24 protein-coding genes are annotated in these 26,907 nt (G+C 41.5%); 16 read left to right on the forward strand and 8 right to left on the reverse strand.

From position 1 onward, the window contains the following. Positions 1-24 precede the first annotated feature (24 nt). Together BMZ06_RS13590 and BMZ06_RS13595 are read left to right on the forward strand one after the other, a co-directional pair. The gene (locus BMZ06_RS13590; RefSeq protein WP_089752614.1) at positions 25-405 is read left to right on the forward strand and encodes a carbonic anhydrase; all 381 of its coding nucleotides are present in this window, start codon (positions 25-27) and stop codon (positions 403-405) included. A 403-nt stretch (positions 406-808) separates the two neighbouring features. Beyond that, on the forward strand, positions 809-1,933 hold the full coding sequence (locus BMZ06_RS13595; RefSeq protein WP_089752659.1) for an NAD(P)/FAD-dependent oxidoreductase: 1,125 nt from the start codon (positions 809-811) through the stop codon (positions 1,931-1,933). Between the two features lie 244 nt (positions 1,934-2,177). On the opposite strand, the gene BMZ06_RS13600 is transcribed toward BMZ06_RS13595, so the two are convergent. Next, complete coding sequence (locus BMZ06_RS13600; protein WP_089752616.1) at positions 2,178-2,600, reverse strand: VOC family protein; 423 nt, start codon at positions 2,598-2,600, stop codon at positions 2,178-2,180. A 203-nt stretch (positions 2,601-2,803) separates the two neighbouring features. Beyond that, positions 2,804-3,463 carry a type 1 glutamine amidotransferase domain-containing protein gene (locus BMZ06_RS13605; protein WP_014641488.1) on the reverse strand — a complete coding sequence of 220 codons (660 nt, stop codon included), beginning with the start codon at positions 3,461-3,463 and terminating at the stop codon, positions 2,804-2,806. Between the two features lie 194 nt (positions 3,464-3,657). On the opposite strand from BMZ06_RS13605, the gene BMZ06_RS13610 reads away from it, so the two are divergent. The 3 genes from BMZ06_RS13610 (at position 3,658) to BMZ06_RS13620 (ending at position 8,045) form a co-directional block, all read left to right on the forward strand. Beyond that, positions 3,658-3,996, forward strand: coding sequence for an ArsR/SmtB family transcription factor (locus BMZ06_RS13610; RefSeq protein ID WP_089752618.1), 339 nt, complete (start codon positions 3,658-3,660; stop codon positions 3,994-3,996). Between the two features lie 14 nt (positions 3,997-4,010). After that, a complete protein-coding gene (locus BMZ06_RS13615; RefSeq protein ID WP_089752619.1) occupies positions 4,011-6,146 on the forward strand; it encodes a heavy metal translocating P-type ATPase in 2,136 nt (711 codons plus the stop codon). Positions 6,147-6,551: 405 nt separating this feature from the next. After that, the gene (locus BMZ06_RS13620; RefSeq protein ID WP_089752621.1) at positions 6,552-8,045 is read left to right on the forward strand and encodes a UDP-N-acetylmuramoyl-L-alanyl-D-glutamate--2,6-diaminopimelate ligase; all 1,494 of its coding nucleotides are present in this window, start codon (positions 6,552-6,554) and stop codon (positions 8,043-8,045) included. Positions 8,046-8,086: 41 nt separating this feature from the next. Here BMZ06_RS13620 and BMZ06_RS13625 read toward each other — a convergent pair whose 3' ends face one another. Beyond that, on the reverse strand, positions 8,087-8,626 hold the full coding sequence (locus BMZ06_RS13625; protein ID WP_089752623.1) for an HD domain-containing protein: 540 nt from the start codon (positions 8,624-8,626) through the stop codon (positions 8,087-8,089). 146 nt (positions 8,627-8,772) lie between these two features. Between BMZ06_RS13625 and ribF the strand changes: the two genes are divergently transcribed. The 9 genes from ribF to BMZ06_RS13670 all read left to right on the forward strand — a co-directional run bounded on the left by ribF (position 8,773) and on the right by BMZ06_RS13670 (position 17,422). Then, positions 8,773-9,711 (forward strand): riboflavin biosynthesis protein RibF, encoded by a 939-nt coding sequence (gene ribF, locus BMZ06_RS13630; RefSeq protein ID WP_245756015.1) that lies wholly within the window; start codon positions 8,773-8,775, stop codon positions 9,709-9,711. A gap of 25 nt (positions 9,712-9,736) precedes the next feature. Next, positions 9,737-9,985 carry a YuzB family protein gene (locus BMZ06_RS13635; protein ID WP_089752627.1) on the forward strand — a complete coding sequence of 83 codons (249 nt, stop codon included), beginning with the start codon at positions 9,737-9,739 and terminating at the stop codon, positions 9,983-9,985. Between the two features lie 14 nt (positions 9,986-9,999). Then, a complete protein-coding gene (locus BMZ06_RS13640) occupies positions 10,000-10,488 on the forward strand; it encodes a DUF1189 family protein (protein WP_089752629.1) in 489 nt (162 codons plus the stop codon). A gap of 1,028 nt (positions 10,489-11,516) precedes the next feature. Further along, positions 11,517-12,356 carry an SAM hydrolase/SAM-dependent halogenase family protein gene (locus BMZ06_RS13645; protein ID WP_089752631.1) on the forward strand — a complete coding sequence of 280 codons (840 nt, stop codon included), beginning with the start codon at positions 11,517-11,519 and terminating at the stop codon, positions 12,354-12,356. 65 nt (positions 12,357-12,421) lie between these two features. Next, the gene (locus BMZ06_RS13650) at positions 12,422-12,934 is read left to right on the forward strand and encodes a DUF4362 domain-containing protein (protein ID WP_089752634.1); all 513 of its coding nucleotides are present in this window, start codon (positions 12,422-12,424) and stop codon (positions 12,932-12,934) included. Positions 12,935-13,034: 100 nt separating this feature from the next. Continuing rightward, positions 13,035-13,859 (forward strand): aldo/keto reductase, encoded by an 825-nt coding sequence (locus tag BMZ06_RS13655; RefSeq protein WP_089752636.1) that lies wholly within the window; start codon positions 13,035-13,037, stop codon positions 13,857-13,859. A gap of 569 nt (positions 13,860-14,428) precedes the next feature. Next, positions 14,429-15,802, forward strand: a complete 1,374-nt coding sequence (locus BMZ06_RS13660; RefSeq protein ID WP_089752637.1) for a hypothetical protein — start codon at positions 14,429-14,431, stop codon at positions 15,800-15,802. 157 nt (positions 15,803-15,959) lie between these two features. After that, complete coding sequence (gene uvsE / locus BMZ06_RS13665) at positions 15,960-16,916, forward strand: UV DNA damage repair endonuclease UvsE (RefSeq protein WP_089752639.1); 957 nt, start codon at positions 15,960-15,962, stop codon at positions 16,914-16,916. 38 nt (positions 16,917-16,954) lie between these two features. Next, complete coding sequence (locus BMZ06_RS13670; protein ID WP_089752641.1) at positions 16,955-17,422, forward strand: nucleoside deaminase; 468 nt, start codon at positions 16,955-16,957, stop codon at positions 17,420-17,422. 15 nt (positions 17,423-17,437) lie between these two features. On the opposite strand, the gene BMZ06_RS13675 is transcribed toward BMZ06_RS13670, so the two are convergent. Then, the gene (locus BMZ06_RS13675) at positions 17,438-18,019 is read right to left on the reverse strand and encodes a CDP-alcohol phosphatidyltransferase family protein (protein WP_089752643.1); all 582 of its coding nucleotides are present in this window, start codon (positions 18,017-18,019) and stop codon (positions 17,438-17,440) included. Positions 18,020-18,201: 182 nt separating this feature from the next. Here BMZ06_RS13675 and BMZ06_RS13680 point away from each other — a divergent pair, with 182 nt between their 5' ends. Continuing rightward, complete coding sequence (locus tag BMZ06_RS13680; RefSeq protein WP_089752645.1) at positions 18,202-18,783, forward strand: cell wall hydrolase; 582 nt, start codon at positions 18,202-18,204, stop codon at positions 18,781-18,783. A 66-nt stretch (positions 18,784-18,849) separates the two neighbouring features. On the opposite strand, the gene BMZ06_RS13685 is transcribed toward BMZ06_RS13680, so the two are convergent. Beyond that, positions 18,850-20,262: an alanine/glycine:cation symporter family protein gene (locus BMZ06_RS13685; RefSeq protein ID WP_089752647.1), complete on the reverse strand. Its 1,413-nt coding sequence runs from the start codon at positions 20,260-20,262 to the stop codon at positions 18,850-18,852. Positions 20,263-20,415: 153 nt separating this feature from the next. Here BMZ06_RS13685 and BMZ06_RS13690 point away from each other — a divergent pair, with 153 nt between their 5' ends. Further along, positions 20,416-21,012, forward strand: coding sequence for a flavin reductase family protein (locus BMZ06_RS13690; protein WP_089752649.1), 597 nt, complete (start codon positions 20,416-20,418; stop codon positions 21,010-21,012). 25 nt (positions 21,013-21,037) lie between these two features. Here BMZ06_RS13690 and BMZ06_RS13695 read toward each other — a convergent pair whose 3' ends face one another. From BMZ06_RS13695 to BMZ06_RS13705, 3 genes are all read right to left on the reverse strand, one after another. Next, the gene (locus BMZ06_RS13695; RefSeq protein WP_089752651.1) at positions 21,038-21,838 is read right to left on the reverse strand and encodes a DUF2935 domain-containing protein; all 801 of its coding nucleotides are present in this window, start codon (positions 21,836-21,838) and stop codon (positions 21,038-21,040) included. A 155-nt stretch (positions 21,839-21,993) separates the two neighbouring features. Further along, positions 21,994-23,628: a thiamine pyrophosphate-binding protein gene (locus BMZ06_RS13700; protein WP_089752654.1), complete on the reverse strand. Its 1,635-nt coding sequence runs from the start codon at positions 23,626-23,628 to the stop codon at positions 21,994-21,996. Further along, complete coding sequence (locus BMZ06_RS13705) at positions 23,625-26,447, reverse strand: EAL domain-containing protein (RefSeq protein WP_089752656.1); 2,823 nt, start codon at positions 26,445-26,447, stop codon at positions 23,625-23,627. The genes BMZ06_RS13700 and BMZ06_RS13705 overlap by 4 nt, the downstream gene beginning before the upstream one ends. Positions 26,448-26,907 lie beyond the last annotated feature (460 nt).

Consider the following 26,907-nt stretch of genomic DNA (forward strand, 5'->3'; position numbering starts at 1 on the left):
CCATAAATTTCAGGAGGTAATGTTATGAGCAAAAGAGAATTTGTGACAGCTATTAATTGCATGGACGGAAGAGTCCAGCTGCCGGTCATCCATTGGATGAAGGAGAAGTACGATGCTGAATACGTAGATATGATTACTGAGGCAGGACCGACTCGTTATTTACTTGAAGGTTCACCGGACAATTTAGAAGCTATGCAAGCTAAAGTGGGAATTTCCTGTGAAAAACACGGATCTGACATTATTGCAGTAGTGGGTCACCATGACTGTGCAGGTAACCCTGTTCCAAGAGAAGAAAAAGTAAATCAGATCAAGCAATCGGTGAAGCTTATTCAATCATGGGGCTATCAAGCAGAGGTTATTGGTCTCTACGTAAATGATCAGTGGGAAGTAGAGTTTATTTTATAGAAGAAGTTTTAAATAGTAGAAGATGAATGGGATCCTATTTTTCTAGAACTGCAAAGGCTCTCCAATGATAACTGCCGTACGGTCACAATCCACCCGTTTACCATCACGAAAAATAGTTATAGTCTTTATGTAATAGAAAATGAAAACGTACATGATTGTGTAAGTATCATAGACCAATGTTACCGCTGCCTTTGTGAATATAGCGAGCGCTGTTGAAGTTCAACAAGAAATGCTTGCATTCGCGAGGTGCAGCTAACGGATCACATGTGCTCAGTCCAGATCATAGAGCTAACTGCTTAGAATAAAGAGAGTTGCTCTGTCAGGTATGTTCACGTTTGAGACACCTTCTCATCTGTTGTAAAATAACTGATTAGTGAATCTAAGAGGAAACAGGGTGTTAGATGTGACTAGATATATTGTGGTAGGCGCAGGGATTCTTGGTGCTTCAACGGCATATCACTTAGCAAAAACGGGGGCTGAGGTTTTCATTGTGGACCGAGAGGATCAGGGGCAAGCCACAGAAGCGGCCGCGGGGATTGTATGCCCGTGGCTTTCTCAGCGTCGAAATAAAAAGTGGTATCAGCTTGTCAGAGGAGGCGCTAATTATTATCCGGACTTAGTGCAATCGCTGCAAGACGATGGAGAAGCAGAAACAGGCTACAAGAGAGTCGGAGCTATCAGTTTGCATACCGATAAAGCTAAGCTGGATAAGATGGTAGAAAGAGTATTAAAACGAAGAGATGATGCGCCTGAGATCGGAGAAGTAACCCGGCTTTCTCCTGAGGAAACGTATAAGCTTTTTCCAGTATTATCAGAGGAATATGGAGCGGTACACGTAAGTGGAGGTGCTCGAGTGGATGGGCGCTTAATGAGAGATGCTCTGCTTAATGCAGCCAAGAAACATGGGGCTGTTCTGATTAAAGGAGAAGCTTCTCTTGTATATAAAGAGGAAGGTACTAGAGGTGTGCAGGTAGATAGTCAGTTTTACGCTGCCGATCAAGTGATCGTGACAGCAGGAGCCTGGGCCAAAGAGTTATTTACTCCTTTAGGTATTGATTTTAAGGTTACCTTCCAAAAGGCGCAAATTGTCCATTTGAAACTACCGGGAAAGGACACAAGCGAGTGGCCTGTAGTTATGCCCCCGACCAATAAATATTTGTTATCTTTCGGTGGAGGAAGAATTGTCGCTGGATCTACACATGAAGATGATACGGAATTTGATCGTCGAACGACAGCGGGAGGTATACATGAAATTTTTGACCAAACACTTAGTTACGCACCAGGCTTATATAACAGTTCCCTTCTTGAGACACGTGTAGGATTCCGGCCGTTTACACCTGGATTTCTTCCGGTGTTTGGTTATGTGCCAGAGCACCCCGGCCTGCTGGCAGCTAACGGTCTCGGGGCATCTGGATTAACTTCTGGCCCATTTCTTGGGGCTGAACTTGCAAAGCTTGCTCTAGGTCAGGAAACAGATCTTGATCCTGCTGATTATGATCTATCAGAAGCGATAGAGATCATGAACTAGAATGAGTGACGATCCTAATAGTACGCCGTTCACTCTCACTAGAGAAAACATATATTAAAGCTTGGCGAAAAAAAGACCAAATCACGATGAGATTTGGTCTTTTTTTCATGCTAGGACAAGGGAACGGGAATGAACATTTGAAGAACCTAGTGAACCTTCCTATTTTCACCTTTATGATAATAAATGGAAGTTTTAATGAATATAGAAAATGTTGGACCAGGGCCTATTTAATAAGGTGCTGGTCCTAAGATTTTAGTTCTGGATAATCACAATACTCGATAATAGTTCCCTCTGTATCGGCTGGGTTTAAATAAATTAAACGCCTTCCATGCTTATTTGTTCGAAGTGACCACTCTAGTGTGCGGATACCTTTGGTTTCAAGTTCTTTCAAAGCTTGATCAAGATTTCCTACATGATAGGCCACATGATGAACGCCTTTTCCTTTCTGCTTAATAAACCTGGCAATAGGAGAAGTTGTATTATTAGTAGGCATGAGAAGTTCAGTCCTGTCACCATCAATATCAATGATGGCAATTTCGCTTTCAACGCCTTCTGCTTCGCTTCGGTAGCGGTCGATTAACGTCCCGCCCAATTCATTCGTATAAAATTCGATACTGTCTTCTATATTTCGAACGGCAATGCCGATATGGTCTAATTTTTTCTTCATCCAAGACCTCCTTCTTTGTACAAATCATTCTACCATAGGACTCTTTTTTATTATCTACTTTCTGTTCGCAGACTCTTCGACTGTGTTTGCGGTCGACATCACCACAAATAATACCTGAGTAATTTTTAAAGTGCCCTTTCCGAGGGTGATTCCCTACATAAAGAAGGCTGACATCCTGCTCGGATATCAGCCTTTCTCTACTATTAGCCTAGTTGTTTAACAAGTTCTTTCGCGACAGCCTCAGTAGACTGAGGATTTTGACCGGTGATCAAGTAACCGTCTACTTCATAATGAGTACTCCAATTAGGTCCTGAAGAAACTGTGGCTCCTAGCTCATTCAATTTACTTTCCAATAGGAAAGGCATGTACTGATCAAGAGTTGTTTCAGCTTCTTCTGAGTCCGTGAAGGCACTGACACGTTTGCCTTTAACCAGTGGCTCTCCATTAGATAGAGTTGCACCTGTAAGTCCGGCTGGACCGTGACAGACGGCTGCTACATATTTATCAGCTTCGTAGAAGTTACGAAGCAGTTTTTGAAGAGTTTCATTATCAGGAAAATCGAACATGGTTCCATGTCCGCCTGGCAAGAAAACAGCGTCAAACTGTTCAGCTGAGAAATCAGCGATTGGTGCTGTGCTTTCCAGGTGAGGCTTGGTATCTAAAATTTCCTGTGGTTCATCTTCGCTCACGCTGTTTGGATCCACAGGAACCACTCCGCCGTTTGGGCTTGCTACAGTTACTTCATAACCGTGCTGTTTAAATTCATTGTAAGCCTCTCCGAATTCGGAAAGCCATACGCCTGTAGGTGTCTCATCAGTGATTTTATCATGATTAGTAAGCACCATTAATACTTTCTTAGCCATACAAAAATCCTCCTTTAATATAAGAAACGTTTATATAAGTTTTTTATTTAACGCAGCATCACGCGCTAAAAGAATAATTCCCAATAAAAATGTGGAATAAACATGGGCAAGAACATGGTTGACAAGAAACACCTTCCTGCATACGATAGATGTATATATGAATATATGTGCATATAAGGATGGTGTAGAGTAATATGGATAATGAATCGAAAAAAGAAGATCAAAAGGAAGAGCAAGAAGTAGAAGGGCTGGACGAGGAGACGCTGTTCGTTGTTTCCCAAACGTTTAAAGCTTTATCTGACCCGACACGTATACGAATCTTACATCTTCTTTGCGAACAGGAGATGTCCGTTAACCAAATTGCAGATACTTTAGAGTTGAGACAGTCAACCGTTTCACATCAGCTGAGATTTTTGAAGAACTTGCGTTTAGTTAAATACAGAAGAGCAGGTACAACACTATTTTACTCTCATGATGATGAGCACGTCATCAATGTCCTACAGCAAACGATCAATCACGCTCTGCATCACTAAAGGAGAGGGAAAGAATGAAGGAATATAAACTCCAGGGGTTGTCCTGTGCAAATTGTGCAGCCGAAATGGAAAGCGAAATTAAAAAGTTAGATCACGGAGACGCTGCACAGCTGAAGTTTAATTCAAGTAAACTTATCGTCGATGAACAAGTAAACTTAAATAAAGTGCGCCAAATATTAAAATCAGATGGAGCCTCGCTCGTAGAAGCGAACGAGCATGGAGAGAAAGGTCACCACGGTCACAATCACTCTCACGGTTCCAATATGAAGATGCTGGTTTTTCTTTCAAGCGTGATCTTCGGTCTTACGTTTTTATTACAAAGCTCTGTTTCAGGCTATGTGTTAATTATGATGTACGTAGCTGCCATGGCTCTCAGTGGTTACCAGACGTTTATTAAAGGTGCCAGAAATTTAGTGAGACTGAAATTTAATATTGATACGTTAATGACAATTGCATTGGTTGGAGCCGTAGCTATTGGAGAATGGCGTGAAGCCACTATTGTAGCTATCCTGTTTGGTTTAAATGAATATTTGGAAGGTCTCGGTATGGAAAAAGCAAGGAATTCCATGGAGCAGCTGCTAAAAGTGGCTCCTAAACAGGCCACTCTGATACTTGAGAATGGCTCCGAAAGAGTCGTACCAATCGAATCCCTCCAAGAGAATGATTTAGTACTCGTAAAAGCTGGTGAAAAGATCCCGTCAGATGGGACAGTACTGGAAGGGTTCAGTTCGGTGAATGAATCGGCTATTACTGGCGAATCACTGCCAGTCGAAAAGGCGGCGGGTGAAAACCTGTATGGAGGGAGCATTAATAACGAAGGCCTTCTAAAAGTGAAAATAACCAGAGCTTATGAAGATTCCTCGTTAGCGAAAATATTACATTTAGTTGAAGAAGCACAGGAAATGAAAACCCCGACCGAATTGTTTATTAATCGTTTTGCTAAGTACTACACCCCGGCTATCATGTTAATTTCCCTTCTGGTTATGGTCCTTCCGCCTTTGTTATTCAGTATGGAATGGGGATCAGCACTTTATCAGGGGCTTGCGGTTTTAATTGTGGGCTGCCCGTGCGCGCTTATTTTATCTTCCCCAATTGCTATCGTGTCCGGAATTACAAAAAACGCCCGCAACGGGATATTGGTAAAGGGCGGCGTATTTTTAGAGCAGCTAGGTAAAGTAGAAAGCATAGCTTTTGATAAAACAGGCACATTAACTAAGGGAGAACCTGCCGTTCAGACAGCGAGAATATATGATGCGGAACACTTTTATTCAATAGCTGGGTCTATTGAAAAAAATTCATCCCATCCGATTGCCAAAGCCGTTATGGTTGAAGTTAACGCTAAGAACTCAGCATTGAAAGAGCCTTCAAAAGTAGAAGCGTTACCAGGGAAAGGGATATACGCTGAAATTGATCACAACCCTTACTATATGGGCAGCGAACAGACGGTTACTCACTTGAATTTATCTAAAGAACAGCAAAAGGATATTGAGTCATTGAAAGAGGCAGGATTTACGCTGGTCATTGTTTCAAGTGAAGAAAAGATTCTTGGTTTATTCGGAATCGCTGACGAGATAAGAGAAGAAAGTAAGTCCTTAATTAAAGACCTTCATTCGGCAGGGATTAAGCATACGATTATGCTTACAGGAGACCATGAAAAAACAGCTCAAAAAGTAGCTGGTGAAATTGGGTTAACCGATGTATATGCTGGTTTGCTTCCTGAGCAGAAAGTAGAACAAGTGAAGAGACTAAGTAAAGGTACCAAGCTTGCTATGGTAGGTGATGGTATTAATGATGCACCAGCTTTAGCTACAGCTGATCTTGGCATTGCGATGGGGAAAGGAACCGATAGTGCGATTGAGACAGCAGATATTGTCCTTATGCAGGACCACCTGGGTAAACTGCCAAGTTCTATAAGAATTGCCAAGCAAGTGAATCGAGTGGTTAAGCTTAACATTTCTCTTGCTTTAGGATTGAAACTTGCCGCATTACTACTGACGATTCCAGGCTGGCTTACACTATGGGTAGCTATCCTGTCAGATATGGGGGCTACAATTCTTGTTACCCTCATCAGCTTAACTGTAATGCTGTCGAAAACATCTGTTTCAACTTCTGCAGTAAATAAAGAAGCTGACATGCCGTTTAAGACCTGATTAATTTGCCGCAGCAGGAGTGTTACTGCGGATATAATTTATTTCTTCATACCACTCCATACCTCCTAAAAGCTTGTTACCGCTTAAGTTCTCCGATCGAATAAAGATTTATTCTAAGAAATAAGGAAAATAAACCCACCTCAGGTCCTCCAGAATATGGATGACCTGAGGTGGGTTTATTTGGCAATTACCTGGGCGCTGTGACTGTTTTTCATTTATTAGAAGTCAAAAGCGTTTGGCTACGTTAAAATAAGGGAAAAGGTCTAATTAATTTTAGTGTGGGCGCGGAGGTATTGGAGTCCGGAAGATGATGGGTTTATTTCCGTTAATCAAATAGAGAGAACATACATATTTTAACGCGAATCTGACGACGCTAACTATTATATTATGAGTGAGGAAACAGCTATGATGATACATTTTGATCAATTCAAACATTTGAATATAAAGCGTATGTACGGGCCTGCTTACCAGGAGGTGGTGCATCTCGCCTTTCACTCCAAACGAGTAGAGAGGAATTTTGCTTTCTTCAGTATTAAAGGAGAAAGTTTTAATGGAGATCAGTATGCAGCAGAAGCGGTTCAAAATGGCGCATCACTTATTATTGGCGTGAACGAATCGTTATTTCTGGAGCTTAGTCAAACTTACCCTCATTGTACATTTGTGGTGGTGGATGATGTTAGAGAAGCCATGGCTTCTTTTTCAAAATTTTTCTTCGGCAATTCAGATGAGCGTTTGACGACGATTGGGGTAACAGGTACAAATGGCAAGACTACAGTAACGGCCTACGTGCGTTCACTATTAACACTTCTAGGCATGAAAACGGGATCGATTGGAACAACGGGAATCTGGTCGTCGCAAAGAAGGTTCGTTTATAAAAAGAGTACTCCTACTACGCCTGAATCTTTAGACTTGCATCATATTTTTCGTGATCTAGTTGAGGAAGGTGACCATGCGGCAGTTATGGAAGTATCATCCATTGCTCTTGATCAACAGCGTGTAGAAGGAATAACTTTTGATGTAGCCATTCACACTAATTTTTCCGAAGAACACCTCGAGTACCATAAAACCATTGATCATTATAGAGAGTGCAAGATGAGACTCTTCCATCAATCCGTTCATAAAGTGGTTAATATAGATGATGATGGAATGGGGAAAGATCTCTTAAAACTCCACGATGAAAACATGATTACCTACAGTATTCAATCAAACAGCGAGGCTGACCTTAAAGCAGAAAATATTGAAGTGAGAGAAGAAGGTTCAATTTTTGATTTATCTTTCAATGGAACTACGGACAAGGTTTATGTACCTGTGTATGGAACCTATAATGTCGCAAATGTACTGTCCGCTATAGGGACATCCCTTCTGCTTGGATTTACGCTAGGTGAAGTTTTAAATGTTCTTCCAAAGCTTGAGGGACCAGAAGGAAGGTTCCAGGTGATTCAAACCCCGCACAACCAGAAAGTTATTCTGGATTATGCTCACACCCCGGTCGCTCTGGAAAGGTTGTTGGAAGAAGTAAAGAAACTGGATTACCGCCGGTTAATTGTTATGATAGCCGGCATAGGAATTCGTGACTTTAATAAAATGCCCAAAATGGCTGCCGCGATTGAAGGAAAAGCCGATCAAGTGGTTGTAACTGTGGATCATCCAGGTTACCACCATCCTCAGGTCATCATCGACCAGGTAATGACTGGTTTCAAAGAACCTGAAGCTCCTTATATTCATACAGCGCAGACTCGCGCTGAAGGGGTGAAAAGATCTCTGGAGCTCGGTAAGGAAAATGACATTATTCTTCTTACCAGTGGCTGTATAAATAATGCCCAGATTGTAAGAGGAGAAGAAATTCCTCATTCTGATGAAGAGATCATTGCCAGCTATTATCGTCCTGTTATGTTATAAATCAAGGGAAGGCCGGAGACATTCCGAGCCTTCCTTTTGGATTAATCAAACGTTTGTTTAACTAGTACCCGGTATTTATTAAAAAAAGCCGGAACATCTTCCTTTTTTAATCCGTCGGCCATCACGTCCGATATAGACTGATAATACCACTTCTGATGTTCGTAATCAGCGTTAAAGTTATTCCAAACATCATCCCCATATACTTCGAGATCCTGAGTCAGTGATTGAAGATTATCCAATTTGTCAGCGACTATTAATGCTTTAATCTCCATCGAACCTTCTTTAACAGATTGAATCGTGTGGCTTTTACGTTTGTCCCAGGATTTGCTCTTGTCTTCTGTGTGAGCGGCTACTAATGCTTTAACATCTTCTCCAAATTCGTCTTCAATGTCTTGCAGTGTATAAGACGTGTCTTCTGCTACGTCATGAAGGTATCCCGCACATACTACTTCTGGTCTGAACCCTGCCTTTAGTAATGATTCTGCCACTCGTTCAGGGTGGACGATATAATCAGTATTTGAATTTTTTCGCTTTTGTCCTTTGTGGGCTTCTGCAGCAAAATGTCTCGCTTTCTCAATCATCAGATCGCCTCCTATGTAAGAGCTTCCTGTCTGTTATTAAACATGACGTGCAGAACAGTTGCAAATGGGAGCGAGTGTTGCTTAAATAGGACATGGTATTATATAATTAATAGGTTTAATCATTATACTAAAGGGGAGCAATGGAGATGGAGATATTTGAAGTAACGGCACAGCCGCCGCAAAACTCAGAGCCTGTCGTATTAGTTATTGGTAAAATGGACGGAATGCACCTGGGGCACCAATACCTTCTGAATGAGGCAAAAAAGCTGGCTTCCTCTGAGGATAAAATTGCTGTTTATGGATTTTCCGATCATCCTAAATGGGTGTTAAAAGGAGATCCTGAATATGCTTCATCTCTATCTTCTTACCAAGATAAAATAAGGTCGCTTCAAGGGTGCGAAGTTGATCGTTACTATCATGTACATTTCACAAAAGAATACGCTAAAACCTCTCCGGAAGAATTTGTCTTTGAGCATTTAAGTCAATTAAACATCTCACATATTCTTGTCGGGGAAGGATTTCGCTTCGGTAAGGGAAGAGGTTCTGATGCACAGGGGCTTGCTGACATCTGTAAAGAAATAAACATACCTGTGAAAATTGTGCCTCACCTAAAAATGAATGGGGAAAAGATCAGCAGTACAAGAATACGATCTCTCGTTCACGAAGGAAAAATGGAAGCCGTTCAATCCATGCTTGGACGTCCTTTAGAAATTACAGGGGTAGTAGAAAAAGGGGAGCAGCTTGGCCGCGAACTAGGGTTTCCAACTTTGAATTTGGGAGATATTAAGGAATATGTAGAAGTAAAACCGGCTGTCTATCTAGGAGTGGTTAAACTTCACCGGGAGGCTCCCGAACATTATTATACGTTAGTTAGTGCTGGTTACCGTCCAACGGTAAACGGTGATTCCTATAAAGTTGAGGCTTACATTCTGGATTTTTCAGGAGATTTGTACGACCAGACTGTATCCGTAAAGTTCCTGCGTCATCTTCGGGATGAGGTGGATTTTAAAGGAATGGAAGCACTGGTAGAAGAGATGAAACAGGACGAACGTCATGCACGAGAAATTTTAGGATTATCATCTTAGTCATTACAGAAAGGAGTATTTAACCATGGGGGTAGTAGTAGTAGAAGTTTGTGACGGAAACTTAATAACTGAGCTTGATATTGAAGATATTATTGAGTCCGAATACCCTGAAGTGGCGGTACTCATGAATGAATGCCTTTCCTTCTGCGGCATGTGTGCAGTCAGACCTTATGCTATTGTCAATGGAACACGTGTTTTTGCTAAAACGACAGAAGAAGCTCTGGATAAAATCCGTACAAAGATTGAAGAAGAACTTGCTGTGTATGCAGATTAAGGCAGGAGAATAACATGGAGTTTTTTGATTCATTATGGAATAGTGTACGTTTACCTAAGAAGGAAGCGATGTTTCGTCTAAATCGGAAGGGAATTACAAGTACGATCTTGTACTTGTTCATTTTAATGACGGTTCTATTTCTGCCAGATATGATCGGAACGATTATACGTCTTGACTCAAACTTGACCGAAGTGTCCCGCGGCCTCTATCTGGTACAGGTATTTGTCTTCTATCCAATGCTGATTATATTTTTAATTCTTGTGGGGGTATCTGCTCTTGCAGGTGCGGCTCTACTCATGACGAACCAGCTGGATCGTAAACTGACTTATCAGCAGTTATGGAAGATGACAGCGTATGCTGCAACCGTGCCGCTGGTTTTGAGTATCCTTTTAAAAAACACACCAGTTCCCAATGGAATCAGTGCTCTTATATTTTTTTCCTTGTTTATTTATATCATGTTTCGCATGATCATTATATATCCTAAGAAGAAAGCCAAACGTTAACTGTAACGTTTGGTTATTTTATTATTGGGCTCTATTAACCAATTTTCTTCACTTTTCACCATAACCTTATTAAACAATAGGGCCGGTTACTGTAAGACTCAGTTTCGAGATAAATTGGGTCCGCTACTCTAAGTGGAAGAGGGCTGGTGGGGAAATAACTCGTCTTGTTCCATCACCCAGACACTCGAGACATAAGCCGTTCATCAACGGACGGAAAAACCACCCTCCTTTTGATGCTCGGCTTATGCTGGTCGTGTCTTTCGGGGTGATTCCACATTTGAACACTTTCCTATGGCCCTACACGATGTAGGGTCGATCGACGTTGCCACATGACGTGGCGATCTTAGTCGATCCTCCCTTTACCATCAGCTTCCTCGCTCGTTTCACTCCCTGCGGGATCTCACCTAATCCCTTCTCCCGCTCTTATACGTTCATAAGTTATAAGCGTAAATCAGGACATAAACGACGATGAGTGCTATCCAGCTCCAGCACCTAGCGGCTAGTGAGACTTCCCTCACTTCTGTACGATAAGTCAACATCGAATCGCTCCGCTCTTCGTGTTTCCTTTATCTCCGCCAGCTCCAGGCTAGTTTCGGTGCCTAGCCTCTCGGACGATGTAGACTCTCCTGCGGGATGAACATGATCGGTGAGATCCCGCAGGGCTGTTAAGCCCGAGGAAGCTCAGCACAGAAGAGGTTCGACTAAGAACGCCACCTCGTGTGGCAACGTCGAACGACCCTGCGTCGTGCAGGGCCGGAAAGCGAAATCGTCCCCCGGAGGACCTAATTCTCACAAATGTCTCGAAATCAAGTCTTCAAGTAATGGGAGCTTATCTTTACGAATCAATATGAAGATTTAAAGAAGCTAATGATTAAGCTCGTTGTGGCTGGCTGTGAAGGATAATCGTTTTAACAAATAAAATTAGAATCTTTTTTTGAAAGTCTTCATAAACGATAAACTTGTTGATTTTGCTGAAGGATTTGGATAAACTATCAATAATTTATAACTAAAAAAAGAGGCGGGATTCGATGAATCAAGCGTTAGTTCTACAATCTGATTTTGGCAGAAGTGACGGGGCAGTCAGCGCCATGCACGGGGTGGCTTATTCCGTATCTGAGGGGTTATCAATATTTGACTTAACGCATGATATCCCTCCTTTCAATATATGGGAAGCCTCCTATAGATTGTGGCAGACAATCGCATACTGGAAGGAAGGTACGGTTTTTGTTTCAGTGGTGGATCCCGGTGTAGGTTCGACGAGAAGGAGTCTCGGAGTAAAAACAGGAGCAGGTCACTTTGTGATCACTCCTGATAACGGAACACTGACCCATATTAAGCGTACAGAAGGTATTGTACAGGCACGTGAAATTGATGAAACTATTAATCGGCTTCCGAGGTCAGGGGAGTCCTATACGTTTCATGGAAGAGATATTTATGCCTATACAGGAGCACGACTTGCCTCTGGAGTAATTTCGTTTGAAGAAGTAGGCCCTGAAGTACCATTAAAATCACTGGAGGAACTACCTATTCAGGAACCAAGTATAGGAAGAAATTTTGCAGCGGGGAGCATCGACATACTGGACATACGTTTTGGAAACCTGTGGACCAACATCCCCCGTGATTTCTTCAAACAAATTGGCGTTGGTTATGGAGACACGTTGGAGGTAACGATAACTCACGATGGCCGGGAAGCTTACCGTAACTCGATGACTTTTGGTCGTTCTTTTGCTGATACTCACAAGGGTGAGCCTTTAGTGTACGTTAATTCACTTGATAACTTAGGTGTAGCCATTAACCAGGGTTCGTTTGCTAATGCTTATAATATTGGAACTGGCTCCAGTTGGCAGATTACCTTACTAAAAAGCTGAGCTTCTCGCGGCCGGTTGTAACGTAAATTCATTTGATTCGTCTAATGAAGCAGAGGTGATCAAGCATGAAAGTGTGGAGAGTTTTATTGCTTGCTTTATTGCTAACCGGCTGTGCTGAGAGCACCGAAGAGGGAACTGACCGCTCCAAGGATCAGGGAAATGTCACGATGGACCAGGAGGAAGATCAGGAAGCTGATAATAAAGAAGAAAAAAATGCGAAGGATTCTGCTGATGCAAACAAAGAAGAACCTGAGGAAAAAGCTGTAGAAAAACCAGTTGAGATTATTGAGGGGCTGGATGCTTTTATTCAGAATGTTCAGCAGGGGACCGTGGACGAGGTACACATTGTGAGACGTACGACAGAAGGAGATCCCATTTTTATTGATCTTATTTTTAATGGGGAAGAGATTAATTATAAACACGATAATCGAAGAGATAAGCTAGGGAATGGGCAAATAACGACTAAGACATGTCAGAGTATTGATAAGGAAGAGCAGGGAGGCACGCTCGCCTATCAACTAACCTGTGGTCATGAAAGATCTGTAGAAGTTTATCAAACCGCATATAATGAATATTAAGAAGCCTCTCTTTCTTATAAGGTAAGCAGAATAGAAGCATTTGGAAATCCATCTGTGCTACACTGCCTCTGTAAACCTTTAATAAGAAAGGGAGTTTTTTATGAAAACCATGACACTTCATAGCACTGTGGAAATGCCTCAACTAGGATTTGGAGTATGGCAAGTAGAACAGAAAGATGCGGTAGCTGCTGTATCAAAAGCACTTGAAACAGGATACCGTCATATAGATACGGCTGCTGCCTACAAAAACGAAGAGCAAGTGGGCGAAGCTATTAAGCAAAGCGGTTTAGGCCGTGACGAACTATTTATTACGACTAAAGTATGGAACGCCGACCAAGGATATGACAACACCATTCAAGCGCTTGAGACTAGTCTGGATAAGCTGGGCCTTGAGTATGTGGATCTTTACCTTATCCATTGGCCGACTCCTGAATACGATGAATATGTAGAAACGTATAAAGCACTGGAACAACTGCAGAAGGATGGAAAAGTAAAAGCGATCGGCGTATGCAACTTTGATATTGACCATCTGGAGCGTCTGATGGAAGAGTGTGAAGTAAAACCATCCGTTAACCAGGTCGAATGCCATCCTTACCTTGCACAGAATGAACTAAAAGATTTCTGCCGCAAAAATGGTATCCATCTGGAAGCGTGGAGTCCCCTAATGCAAGGAAAAGAAGTGCTGAATGACGAAACCATTCAATCAATAGCAGAGCAGCACAATAAAACAGCTGCCCAGGTCATTATCCGCTGGCATTTACAAAACGAGACCATTGTTATTCCAAAATCAGTCACACCTTCAAGAATCGAAGAAAACTTTGATGTATTCGATTTTGAACTGACTGCGGAGGATATGAAATCTATTAATAAATTAGACCGCGGAGAAAGAAAAGGACCTAAACCTTCTGAGATGAACATCCGATAAAAAGAATGAAGGAAAGAATGAAGCTGCTGGTTTTCCGGCAGCTTTTTTTATACAAAAAGGCAGAGGAGCTCTGCACAATCTATTCAAAAAGTTGTCTCGGGTATCCAGAAAGCTGCGTCGGAAGTTACTAACCGGATAAAAGATACGGGGCAGCGTTCTTCCCAAGTCCGTGCAAGTGGAGCTGGTATTTAAGCTTCAATGCAAAAGCTGAAAAATAGCTGCTAAAGAAAACGAAGCAAGCAGTGAGCAAATAGCCGCAGCTTCCCAACAACAGCTGGCAATGTCTTAGGCATTAGTAACTGTTGTTGGCCAGCTAAATCAATTAACATATGAACTTCAAGAGTTAGTAGATGGGATGAGTATTGAAAAAGCATCCTAGCAGAAGGGGAAGGAAATATTGAATCGAAGTTGATGATGGCCCTTTTTAAGGATAAGAAATAAACTCAATCCTGAAGTTCAAGTTTCTTGAAAATAATCAGTGTAACCGATAGGATAAGAACATTGGTAAAAATAAGTAGACGGACTCATCCTATATCCAATATATCGTTAGCCTAGGGGCAGGTGAGGTTATGCACAATTTAAAGATTACAAATTATTTATACATCTTTTACTCATTGGTGTTCTTACTAAATATTGTTCACGTGTTCTGGGCAAATGATATTCTATTCTTTGTCATTGGGGCCATGGGTATAATTATGTTGATCATTAATTTTCCAAGAGCCGACAGGGTGTTCCGAATCCTTGGTGTCGTGCTGTTAGCAGTCGGCATTTTTTTCTTTATATCGAGTGACGTCTCAGTAAATGAAGTACCTTCTTTCTTTGCTGGGAACATAAGTCTGCTTTTCCTTCTTTCTATGCTCCCATGGATGAATAGTGTAGTGAAAGCTGGTAGATATAATAAATTGCTGCAGTCTTTGCTTGGCGGGAATGTGAATGGTATGGGAGCCTTGTACATACGAAGTGAAGTAACGATGGTCTCGCTGGCTGCTTTTTTGAATTTATCATCAGCAACAATTTCACAAGACCTGTTAAAAAATCAACTAAAAGAGGCTAAAACTAAAGTTAAAAATAGCTTCATAGCCATGGCGACGCTTCGGGGATATTCCCTAGCACTACTGTGGAGTCCATTGGAAATTTTATTGGCTACATCGATTTTTATAACAGGTGCGAATTACTTAGAAGTGCTGCCGTGGATGCTTCTTATTGCTCTGATCGGAATTATATTGGACTCTGCTGTGGGAAAGCTCATTTTTCGAAAACATGATATAGGAAATAATCCACTTGATGGAAGCTCTCCCCAATCAAATAAAAAGAAATTAATGGAATTTATTGCTGCTCTTATTCTATTTCTAGTGTTGGTTGTGTTCTTAGCGAACGTTGTTCAGCTTGACTTTCTGTTTGCTGTCACCATTGCTATATTCCCATTTGCTTTTATATGGGCGGTAGTAAAACAGCGAAAAAACAGTTTCTTGCAGATTGGATGGCCTACTTGGAAAAGACAGACGAATAATTTAAATAATTTCATCGTGTTATTATTATCATTATCGTTTTTTACGGAGGCATTGAATGCTTCTCCGTTTTTACAATATTTACAGGATCCGATTGTTGCTTTAGAAGGCAGCCCTCTACTCATTATGTTGTTTATTCAAGCTGCATTTCTTGTGTTAACTCTGCTGGGTGTGCATCCAATTGCTACGATGGGGATCTTTGGTGGAGTCAGCGGCCTGTTAACAGAAGCACTGCCTTCGGTAACTTTGACGATTTTACTCGCAAGCTGCGCAATTGCTACGGTGCCCTCAGCTCCATATGGTCTTATTGTAACGATTACGTCTGTTGGTTTAGGCGTCAATCCCTATCAAATCGTTTTAAAAAATCTTCCGTACACCTTGATGTGCGGATTCATAGGTATAATTGTTTCGTTAATTACGCTTTCCATTTACTAAAAGTCCAGTGTTTGTATGAGATAGGAGAATCTTCTTGATGAAGATTCTTTTTTTGTAGCTGAAAAACATGAATGAAAATGCTGTATTTATATTAAACACCTGGTAAAAGGGGAATATATTTATAGATATTCAAGGAGTGAAGAAGGAGTTTATTTAAATGATCATAAGATTCGGCTACGTAGCCCATGCACTCTCCCTTTGGGAAGCTACCCCTGCAAAAACCATGACCTTTTCGAGATACAAAAAATTAAAAGAAGAAGAGCGGATCCCTGAGCTGCAAAGAATTACCCGTCTAAATTTACAGCATACACTCAGGGCCATTCATTACAATATTGCACATGAAATACCGCTGTATCGGTTTTCTTCTGCACTTGTTCCGTTAGCCACCCATAAGGAGGTGGAGTGGGATTATATTACACCATTCAAGGAGTTATATGCTGAAATTGGTAAGCTCGTAAAGAAACATCAGTTAAGAACGAGTTTCCATCCTAATCAATTCACACTATTTACGAGTGATAAAACACATGTGACAGAGAATGCCGTGAAAGACATGGAATATCATTATGCTTTATTGAAAGCGATGGGGCTCCACCATGAATCTCATATTAATCTTCATATCGGAGGAGCATATGGGGATAAAGAAGCTGCACTTGAGCGCTTTCATGAAAATTTAAAGCAATTACCTAATCCAATTAAAAAGCAAATGACCTTAGAGAATGATGATAAAACCTACACCACTACAGAAACCTTAGAAGTATGCGAAAAAGAAGGGATCCCCATGGTGTTTGACTATCATCATTACATGGCTAATCATACCGCTGAAGAAGATTTAGCTGAACTTTTGCCGAGGTTTTACGAAACATGGGCAGGATACAGGTTTCCACCTAAAGTTCACTTATCTTCTCCAAAGAGTGAAGAAGCTTACCGTAGTCATGCAGATCACGTAGATGAAACGTTTGTAACTCCTTTTTTAAAGGTAGTGAAACAGACAGAGCAGCCAATCGATGTCATGATTGAGGCTAAGGAAAAGGATCGTGCGCTATTGAAGCTTGTAGAAGACCTGGCCGCTCAGAGAGGTGTGAAGCGGTTAAAAGGGGGAGAGCTTGATTTTTAAAAGTAGATTAAACCCACCAACAAGAGGAGGTTAGCCAGATGACTGAAGAAGAATATCTGAAGTACACGATTCAATTAGCCGCTGACAATGTGGATCGCGATGGAGGTCCATTCGCTGCCATTGTAGTAAAAGAAGGGGCTATCATTGCGGAAGCAGGTAATAGAGTGACAGAGAAGATGGATCCAACAGCGCACGCGGAAGTCCAGGCGATTCGAAGAGCGTGCGAAACTCTGAACCATTTTGAATTAAAAGGATGCGAGCTCTATGTAAGCTGTGAGCCCTGCCCCATGTGTGTGGGAGCTATCTATTGGGCGCGTCCTGAGCAGGTGTACTTTGCTGCAGGAAGAGATGATGCGTCACGTGCAGGTTTTGATGATAATCTGATCTATAAAGAAGTTTCAAAAGATCCACAGGAGAGATCCCTACCTTTCCGCAGGATAAACGTACAGGATGCAGCGCTTCCGTTTAAAAAGTGGGAGAGTAAAGAAAATAAATCAGCGTATTAAGTTTTTCCTTTCCATTTACTGCAGGATTCGCTTTGCTTCTATGAATCTTTGTATTCCTGTAAACAATTCCACAGCGAAGAAAAGAAGAGTGGACCATAGAAGGAAGTTGGGAAATAGAAGCATAATACTAAAGAATATAAAGCCTTCTGATCGTTCAGCCGCTCCTGCTTGATAATAAAATGACTTGATCCCTGCCTTTTCAGAGACTGCCCCTACCACTAGGAAAACAGTCATGGAAATAATGATCGAAACGCTTAACAGTAGTAATGGCCACATGATTTCGGGATGTAAATAGGCAATTGCCACAATCATTGCTACTTCCACAATTCGATCGAACGTAACGTCCATGACGGTTCCAAAGGGAGATGATTTAGTATGGCGTGCCATCGTCCCGTCAACAGCGTCTAAAAAACCTGATACCCATAATACGATTACTCCCATTATTGGATAACCGCTTAAGTAGAGAAGACTGGTAGAAAGACCTACAATAAGTGCGAGAATGGTTATCTGGTTAGGGGTCCTCCCTCTTCTTAGTAAAAAAGAAGCGGTTTTTTCTATAGATGGTTGTACATACTTTCGGGCATGCGTGTCTAACATTCAAATCACCTGCTTTTTCTCTATTTCTCTCATTTTAACCCTTTCTAGTAGTTCATAAAATCATTTAAGCTCCTATTCCGTACATTACACAGCTGGTAATGTTGGAAAGAATTAATAGTGAAAAATTTTAACCTCTCATGTTAATGTGTTAAATAGATTATTTCAGGGAGGTTGGTTTGCATATGTTTAAGAATTTAATGGTTTCTTTATTGGTGTTTGCTGGAATTTTCACATTTGCTTTCCCTGCGAAGACGGAAGGTGCCGAAGAAACATATACCGTCCAAAAGGGCGATTCCTTATATAGTATTGCATCGAACTATGGGATTTCTACCCATCAGCTGAAGGCGGTCAATGATAAGTGGTCTTCCATGATTTATCCGGGAGAACAGTTGCAAATGCCTGTGCTGCCGGAAAAATGGGAGAAAGATTTACTGGCCCGATTAGTTGAGGCGGAAGCTAAAGGAGAAAGTTATGCAGGTAAAGTTGGTGTAGCTACAGTGGTGTTGAATCGTGTAGAAAGCAATGAATTTCCTAACTCAATTTATGGAGTGGTTTATGATGGAATTCAATTCTCTCCAGTATTGAACGGGACGATCGAGCAGCCTGCCAGTCAGGAATCCAAACAGGCTGTAGAGGAAGCTGTAGCTTATCAGGGATATGATAACGAATCTCTTTTCTTTTATAACCCTGCGAAAGCCTCCAGCAGCTACCTGAGCAGCAAAGAAGTAACCACGGTTATTGGTAATCACGTATTCTTACGTTAGAAATTGAAAAAAGCAAGCATGGATCGCCATGCTTGCTTTTTTGATGATTATTTTATGCACGTTAGTTTAACCAGCTTCTTCTTCATCAAACAATTCGACTTCTTGGTTACTTTTACGTTTCTTATATACTCGGTTCACATAATCATCTGTAAGGGCTGCAATTTCTTTATGCAGGAAGAGGAGCGGAATAATGTTAGCAAGCAGTACAAAGGCAAGAAGCAAATCAAGGAATTGCCACACAAACTTCAGCCCGCCGATGGCTCCGACAAAAACCGCTAAAATATATACGATTCTCATAACACGAGCAAATTTAAGGTTATATAGATACTCCGCTTGTTTTTCGCCATAGAATACCAAGATCCCAATAGTGGTCATGACAAAGAATAATAGAAAAATGGAGATAAATGTACTTCCGAAGACGTCTCCAAACTCTGTACCAATGGCAATGTTAATCATGTTGGAAGCATCCGTGCCCCCAACCTCTTTCCATGCTCCGGTAACTAAAACGGTTATGCCCGAAATTGTACAGATGACAATCGTGTCAATAAAGACACTGAAGATTCCCCAGAGACCTTGTCTGGAAGGGTGGTCTGTCTTGGCAGCAGCATGAGCGATAGGAGCTGTTCCAAGTCCTGCTTCATTAGAATACAGACCGCGCGCAATCCCCCAGCGTAAAGCTTGAGCAATACCTGCTCCTGCGAAGCCGCCTGTTGCAGAAACCGGTGTGAAAGCATGGGTGAAAATGAGTCCAAATACTTCAGGTAGCTGCCCGGCATTGGCAAAGATTACATACAGGCAGACGGCCAAATAAATAAGTACCATCCCCGGCACCAATTTATCGGTTACCTTGGCAATACGCTGAATACCTCCAAACACGACAGCGGCTATAGCGATACATACGACAGCACCTGTAATATAAACAGGCCATCCGAATGCTCCTTCTGCCTGGGTAGCAATAGAGTTGGACTGCACCATCGTACTGGGTATCAATTCAATCATAAGGAAAAATGCAAAGGCTGAGGAAAGCCATTTCCAGCCGAGGGCTTTTTTTATGTAATATTGAGGTCCCCCGACCCAAACGTTCTTTTCGTTCTTTTCTCTGTACTTCATACCCAGCAGGATTTCAGAGTATTTAGTGGCCATTCCAATCAGAGCAATAATCCACATCCAGAATAATGCTCCGGGTCCCCCTAAGGAGATGGCGATCGGCACACCCACAATATTGGTCGCTCCTGCTGTAGAGGCTAAGGCAGAGGTGAATGCTTGAAAGGGGGTAATGGTACCTTTCTTATCAGTTTTCTTGAAGATTTGACCGATGGTTTGATGAAGAACGTGACCAAAAAAGCGAAATTGAAAAAATTTGATTCTTATGGTGAGGAAAATACCTCCTGCAATCAGAATAATAGCAAGTGGATACGTCCATAAAAACCCTGACAAGTCTGCGATCCCTTGCTCTATATTGCTCCATATTTGTCCCAATTAAAGGGCCTCCTTTTAAATATTGTAAATTTTGTGTGAATTAATCCATATATTCCCTAAAATGTAGTGATTAAACACAAACTGAGCAAGAGAGGTGAGAACAAAAAACGGTTCGCGTATGATGGTTATAAAGGCTCTCAGGAGGGATAAGTTTTGTTAATCCATAAGGATCAGTTTAAAGATCATAATATGAGTAAGTTGATCAAAGGAGCAGTTGTACCGAGACCGATTGCATGGGTGTCTACAGAAAGTACGAATGGGGTACGCAATTTAGCGCCCTTCAGCTTTTTTACAGTAGCTTCAATGGACCCTATTACGTTATGTTTTTCAGTGGGAAGTGTAGATAGGGAAAAGGATACACTTACTAATATCAAAGAGACCGGCCATTTTGTCGTGAATATCGTATCTGAGTCGCTGGCTAATCAGATGCATGAAAGCAGCAAAGCTCACCCGAGAGAAACAGATGAATTCATAAAAGCAGGAACCAGGACAGAACGAGCGGCGTATGTAAAAGCTCCACTAGTTACTGATTCACCCGTAAGCATGGAGTGTGAGCTCGACAGGATCATTGATCTAGGGCTCAACCAGCTAATTCTTGGAAAGGTTGTTGGCTATCATGTTAGGGAGGAAGTGTATATGGAAACAGATAAGATTGACCCTTATAAATTGAAACCTGTGGGGCGTATGGCCGGAGATTATAGTTATATCCGTGAATTTTACAAGCTTCCAAATGAGAATTTTCCAGAATAAAAAAGCACCCAATGTGGGTGCTTTTTTATTCTGTACGGGGCTTTGTAGGGTCACAGGAAGGGTATTCTCCCTGGGTTGATTCAGCTATTTTATATAAGTAATAGCATTCTTCGCGCGCCATATGGTCTGCCATTAAAGTAGAAAAAGTACCTAGTAGTTCAGCATTCATTTCCATTTCTTCCAGCTCCCTCAGGAAGGTTTTAAAAATCTTCATTTCAAGAGCTACTTCATCGTTAAATCGTTTTAATGCTGGAAAGGACTGGCGATTTGTGCGCAGATATCCTTTCATTTCTACGGCTTTTAAGTAAAACTGCTCAAAGTGCTTTGTGAACTTATCGCTTTTTTCTTTCAGGCGCTTTTCCACGCCGTCAAGTTCATCATTAATAGCTCCTGCGTGTCCTGAAGCGTCCATTAACCAAAGGAGATGGTGATGCAGCTCATGAAAGAGAGGCGGTACTTCTCTTTTTCCTAAATAGCCAATAACCAGCATATATTCTTCCAGTTCATTTACCATGTGATTAATAAAAGTGGGAGGAAGGTGAATCTTGATCTGACTAAAAAGAGAGCGCTCAATTAAATTAAGCTTAAACCGGTGAAATTCACGTACTTTTTCACCAACTTGAAGGCTGAAGGTCATCCAATCCTGTATGGCGCCACTTCTGGATAGATTAAGATAATGATCCCATAGCTGTACATAAGACTGAGCTAATTCAATTGTTTCTTTTTCTTCCGGGTATAACGAATCTCTGATAAACCTTGCGTGGTCCCCTAAAATTTGCAGCCAGAATTGATGCTCGAACTTAGCAGTTTCTTGAAAGGTCTTCATTGTCTACACCCCTTGTCTATAGCTTCCTTCCATAACTATTCAAAAAGGGAGGCGCTCATACGAAGGGCTTTCATAAAAAAAAGCTCGCAGATGCGAGCTGAAACAAACTTGAACCTTTTTCCTGATAATCTGGAGTTGGGAATGGTTCAGTATAATTATTTTCCAAAAGATGAAAGAAATTTCACTCGGTCTCCCATAGGCGGAACTGTATCATCTACCAGAGATATTTCCAGTAAGGAAGGGCCTGTGCTTTGAAGCAATTGTTGAACCTTTTCTTCAGTAAGTTCACCTAGATGATCAATTCGAAAGCACGGGACACCCAGGGAGGCAGCCATTTGAGAAATATCCACCGGTTGTTGAGAAAATCGTTCATGGGCTCGTTTATATTGAAGGGAGTGTCCATGATGAACCATGCCAAGACGTGAATTGTTCATGACTACAAACAGTACGGGAATATCATATTCTTTTGCCGTAAGGATCTCCATTCCGTGCATAAAGAAGCATCCATCTCCTGTAATACTAATCGTTGGCCGCTCCGGCTCAGCAATCTTGGCGCCAATAGCACTCCCGATACCACTTCCCATAGCTCCGAAATGCACGTTTATGTCAAAGGAATCTTCATAAAATACATTCATGTGGTTAATGACGTAGGCCATAAATTCTCCAATATCAATTGTATATCTTGAAGATGAAGGCAATATTTCTTGTAATTTAAGCAGCACATTTGAGGTATTGTACTCCTCCGTCAAAGAAACTTTAGCCCTGTTCTCCGCAGGATAAGCATTTCTTTTCTTTCCACGTGCATTTAATTCTGTGATAATGGAGGAAACTGTAAGTTGGACATCGCTGTGAATCGCCGTATCTACGACGTATTTTCGATTGAAAACAGAGGCATCGAAATCGACCTGGATGGTCCATTTGTCTTTATTAATATTAGGGTTCCAATTGTTGGTAGCCGTTTCTCCGAGACTGGATCCTAATATAAGAACCGCTTCCTTTGTACGATCATTAATAAGCTGGGAAGCCTGTTCATGACCGGCAAACCCGAATACACCAGTGAGCAGTGGATGATCATCCGGAATTAACCCTTTGGCCTGCGGGGTAGTGACAATCGGCCAGTTGAGAGTTTCGGCTAATTCAAGAACATCATTAACTGAACCCCGGATACCCTGACCAGCAAAAATATAACCACTTTTGACTTCGGTCACTTTATCAACCGTTTCATTGATTAACTCGTCATCCGGCAGTAAGGGAGTGCGGGATGGGAAAGCTGGAATCTGGTGGGCAGGAATATCCTGCAGCTGCACATCGATTGGCATTGCAATATGTACAGGACCCGGGACTCCCGTGAGGGCAATTTCTACTGCCTTATGGATTTCAGAGAGAAGGTCTTCCGCCTTATCCACTCGTTTACTGTACTTAGTGACAGATTGATAAAGCGGGTCCGCATGAAGCTCCTGGGAAGCGTTAAGTCCTACAGTGTTTACAGGTACAGCGCCCGTTAGAAACAACACAGGCAAGTGTTCCCGCATAGCATTTGCTGCACCCGTAACTAAGTTAGTACCTCCGGGACCGCTGCTCCCAATACAGACTCCGAGAGACTGAGAATACTTGGCATAAGAAGCTGCCATATAGGCGGCCGCACCTTCATGTTTAGCAATGATAGGCGTAATGGAAGGTGTATCATATAGTTCATCAAAAAAAGCATTAACGGACCCCGCAGGGATTCCGAAGATTTTGGACACATTTCCTGACGCTAGGTAATCCAGTACAGCTCGAACGGATTTCATTTTTTTAACCCCTTTGCAGAATGTTTTTTTACAAATTCTTCAATCAGTTGACCGGGAGGGAGAGGACGACTGAAATAGAACCCTTGGATTAAATAGCACCCACGGTCTTGAAGAAAATCAATCTGATCCTGCGTCTCTACTCCTTCAGCAATTACATCAAGTTTAAGACTGTTCGCTAAAGTGATAATGGTATTGGTGATCGCTGCATTATTTTTATTCGTTGTAATGTCATCGATAAAGGATTTATCGATTTTAAGGGTATCTACAGGAAAGTTCTTTAAGTACCCAAGCGATGAATATCCCGTGCCGAAATCATCAATTGAAATTTTAATCCCCAGGTTCTTCAGTTGTTTAATAGTCGTCGTAGTTTTACTAGTATTGTGAATGATAAGATTTTCTGTCAACTCTAATTCCAAGTTCTCTGCGGGTAGACGAGTTTCATTAAGGACACGCTCCACCACGTTAACTAAGTTCTTCTGGTTGAATTGTTGAGGAGACAAATTGACAGAAACCGTCCAATCCTTATATCCCTTCATGTACCATTGATTCATCTGCTTACAAGCTTCTTTTAACACCCATTCTCCGAGTTTCGTAATTAACCCTGTTTCCTCAGCAAGAGATATAAAGGTATGAGGTGGAACGAGCCCAAAATCAGGGTGATTCCAGCGAATTAGAGCTTCAATACCAATCATCTCTTTGGTTTCCAGATTCATTTTAGGCTGATAATGTAACATAAACGAGTTTTCTTCGTTTAAAGCCTTGTAGAGGTCGTTCTCCAGTTTTATTGTTTCTATAGAGCGATTATCGATGTCCGATGAATAAAATTGAAACTGGTTCCCTGAAAGCTCTTTGGCTTTGTACATTGCCAAATCGGCATGTTTAATAAGCTCTTCGGCACCTGATCCGTCAGATGGGTAAAGACTGATACCAATACTTGTTTTAATGGATATTTCCTGGTTATTAATTGTGAATTGCTGCTCGAAGACTTGGAGAATCTTGTTCGCATAATTGACCGCATCCTGCTCTTCCTTCACGCTTGGTAGAAGGATGATGAATTCATCTCCGCCTTGTCTTGAAACGGTAGCATCTTTAGGCATAGCAGATTCCAGTCGCTGTGCTGCCTTCTGAAGTAATTTATCTCCAAATCCATGACCGAATGTATCGTTAATCTTCTTAAATCGATCTAAGTCCAAAAACAGGATAGCTAATGAACGGTTGTGGAGCTCAGCGTACGTTAAGGCCTGTTTTAGCCTATCCTGGAATAAAACACGGTTGGGTATATTCGTCACTATATCGTAATAGGCATGATATTTTATTTTTTCTTCCATTTGTTTTCTGGAGGTTACATCTTTAAATGTAATGACATAACCTACAATCTGCTCAGCTTGTCTTTGAGGTGTAATAACATATTCGACCGGAAAGTATGAACCATCTTTCTTTTGAAAATAGCTATCAGAATGAACATGATTGTTGTCGGAATCATCCGATTCTACAAAATCACGGAAATGTTCGGCCTGGTCAACGTGATAGAAGATCTTTTTGTAAGAAAGTCCCAAGATTCCATCTTCGTTCGGATAACCAAGTAGTTCGATCGCAGAAGGGTTGGCGAAGGTAATTTTTCCGTCTAAGTTAAGACCAAAGATCCCTTCGCCGGCTGAATTTAGTATAAGTTCTTTCTCATTGCTGATTTTTTGTAAATCTGTGATGGCTTCCTCAAGTTCCTTATTCTTTTGCGTGAGTTCAGAAGTGCGTTTATTAATGATCCATTCTTGTTTTTCCATATAAATTAAATTAAAAAGAACAGGTGCTGTGGCATCCACTATGGATTCAGCAAGCTGGCGGACATTGCGCGGGTATGTATAGCCTTTTTCTTGTAAATTTACAATTGCTATTGTCCCGAGTACTTCTCCTACAGCTACCAGGGGGATCATATATAATCCTTTAATACCAAATCGCCTGCATGCCTCATGGTTCGGTCTTGAATCTATGGTAACGTCAGGAATCATGATGGAATGTTTCTTTTCTACAACCTCGCGGAAAGCAGCATCGTTTGTAAAATCGACGTTTAGTTGCTGATGGGTGTTCTTCCAGTCATCTTCTGTCCAGTCACTGCTTTTACTTAAGCTGACGGGCTTCATCTGCAACTCAGCTGCGGGATCAAGGAAATGAGCGCCGATGTTATTGTTTTTTAACACTTTACTTAAGTAGTAGAAACATTTGTCAATGGCTTCTTGAAGAGAAGAACAGAGTGAGAGTTCGCGGGTTACATCTAGTAATAGCTGCTTTTCTTCAATCAAATCTTCTTTACGTGTCAAATTAGTGGCATTTCGAATAGCGACAGCAGCCATATTTACATAAGCTTTGATGGACTCTATTTCATCATCGGTTAAATCCATAGGAATTCCATAGTCGAATAAAAATACCAATCCATAAAGTTCATTTTCATAGGAAATAGGGGCTACAAGTAAAGAATTAATTTTGAACGCATTTACCGCCCTTGAGTCAGGACGATTGTCTTTTGAAGTATCTGGAATGTAAATGGTGCTCTTCGTTTCAATGACTTCTTTTGCAAGTTGATCGTATTCTGGATCTACAATATGCATATCAAGAGTCATTCCATTTATAAGAGCTGGTTTACCAACGTAGCCTCTATAGGTGCCATCTTCTTGTGGCAGGTAAATCCCAACGGAATCACAACGCGTGATTTCTTCGGATATGGCTGTTACGACGTGCTCTAAAACATCGCGCAAATCAAGTTTGGTATTGATAAGCTTGGTAATTTGCGCAAGGCGAGAATATCTAGTTTGTTCTTCAGCCATTTTATAACCTCCATACTCGTCATATTATGATATTGTTCGACTTCTGGAAAGAACCTCCTGCTTTAGAAGCCTATTTATTCTGTTCTCTATTAAAAAAAGGGTCGAAAGTCATGCTTAAATTACTTATTTATACAATTTAAAAGTATTAGGATTTGAGCAGGATAAAAGGACATAAGAATGTTTGAATGCTAATAAAAGAAATCTGCTAAATTTAAGTGTTTATTACTTAAGAAAAGCTCCCGTTTGTTGAAGACTCAGTTTCGAGATAAATGGGTCTGTTACTAAAATGGGGATGAGGGTTGGTGGGGAAATAACTCGCTTTCCTATGGGGGAACGGTGAGCTTCCTCGGGCTTAACAGCCCTGTGGGATCTCACCTAGTTCCTTCTCCCATGGGAGTCTCATCATTTCCCCACCAACCCAACTATAATGCTGCGAACGGACCCTGCTATAGCAGAAAGG

The sequence above is a fragment of the Halobacillus alkaliphilus genome (assembly GCF_900113125.1).
Lineage (GTDB): Bacteria > Bacillota > Bacilli > Bacillales > Halobacillaceae > Halobacillus > Halobacillus alkaliphilus.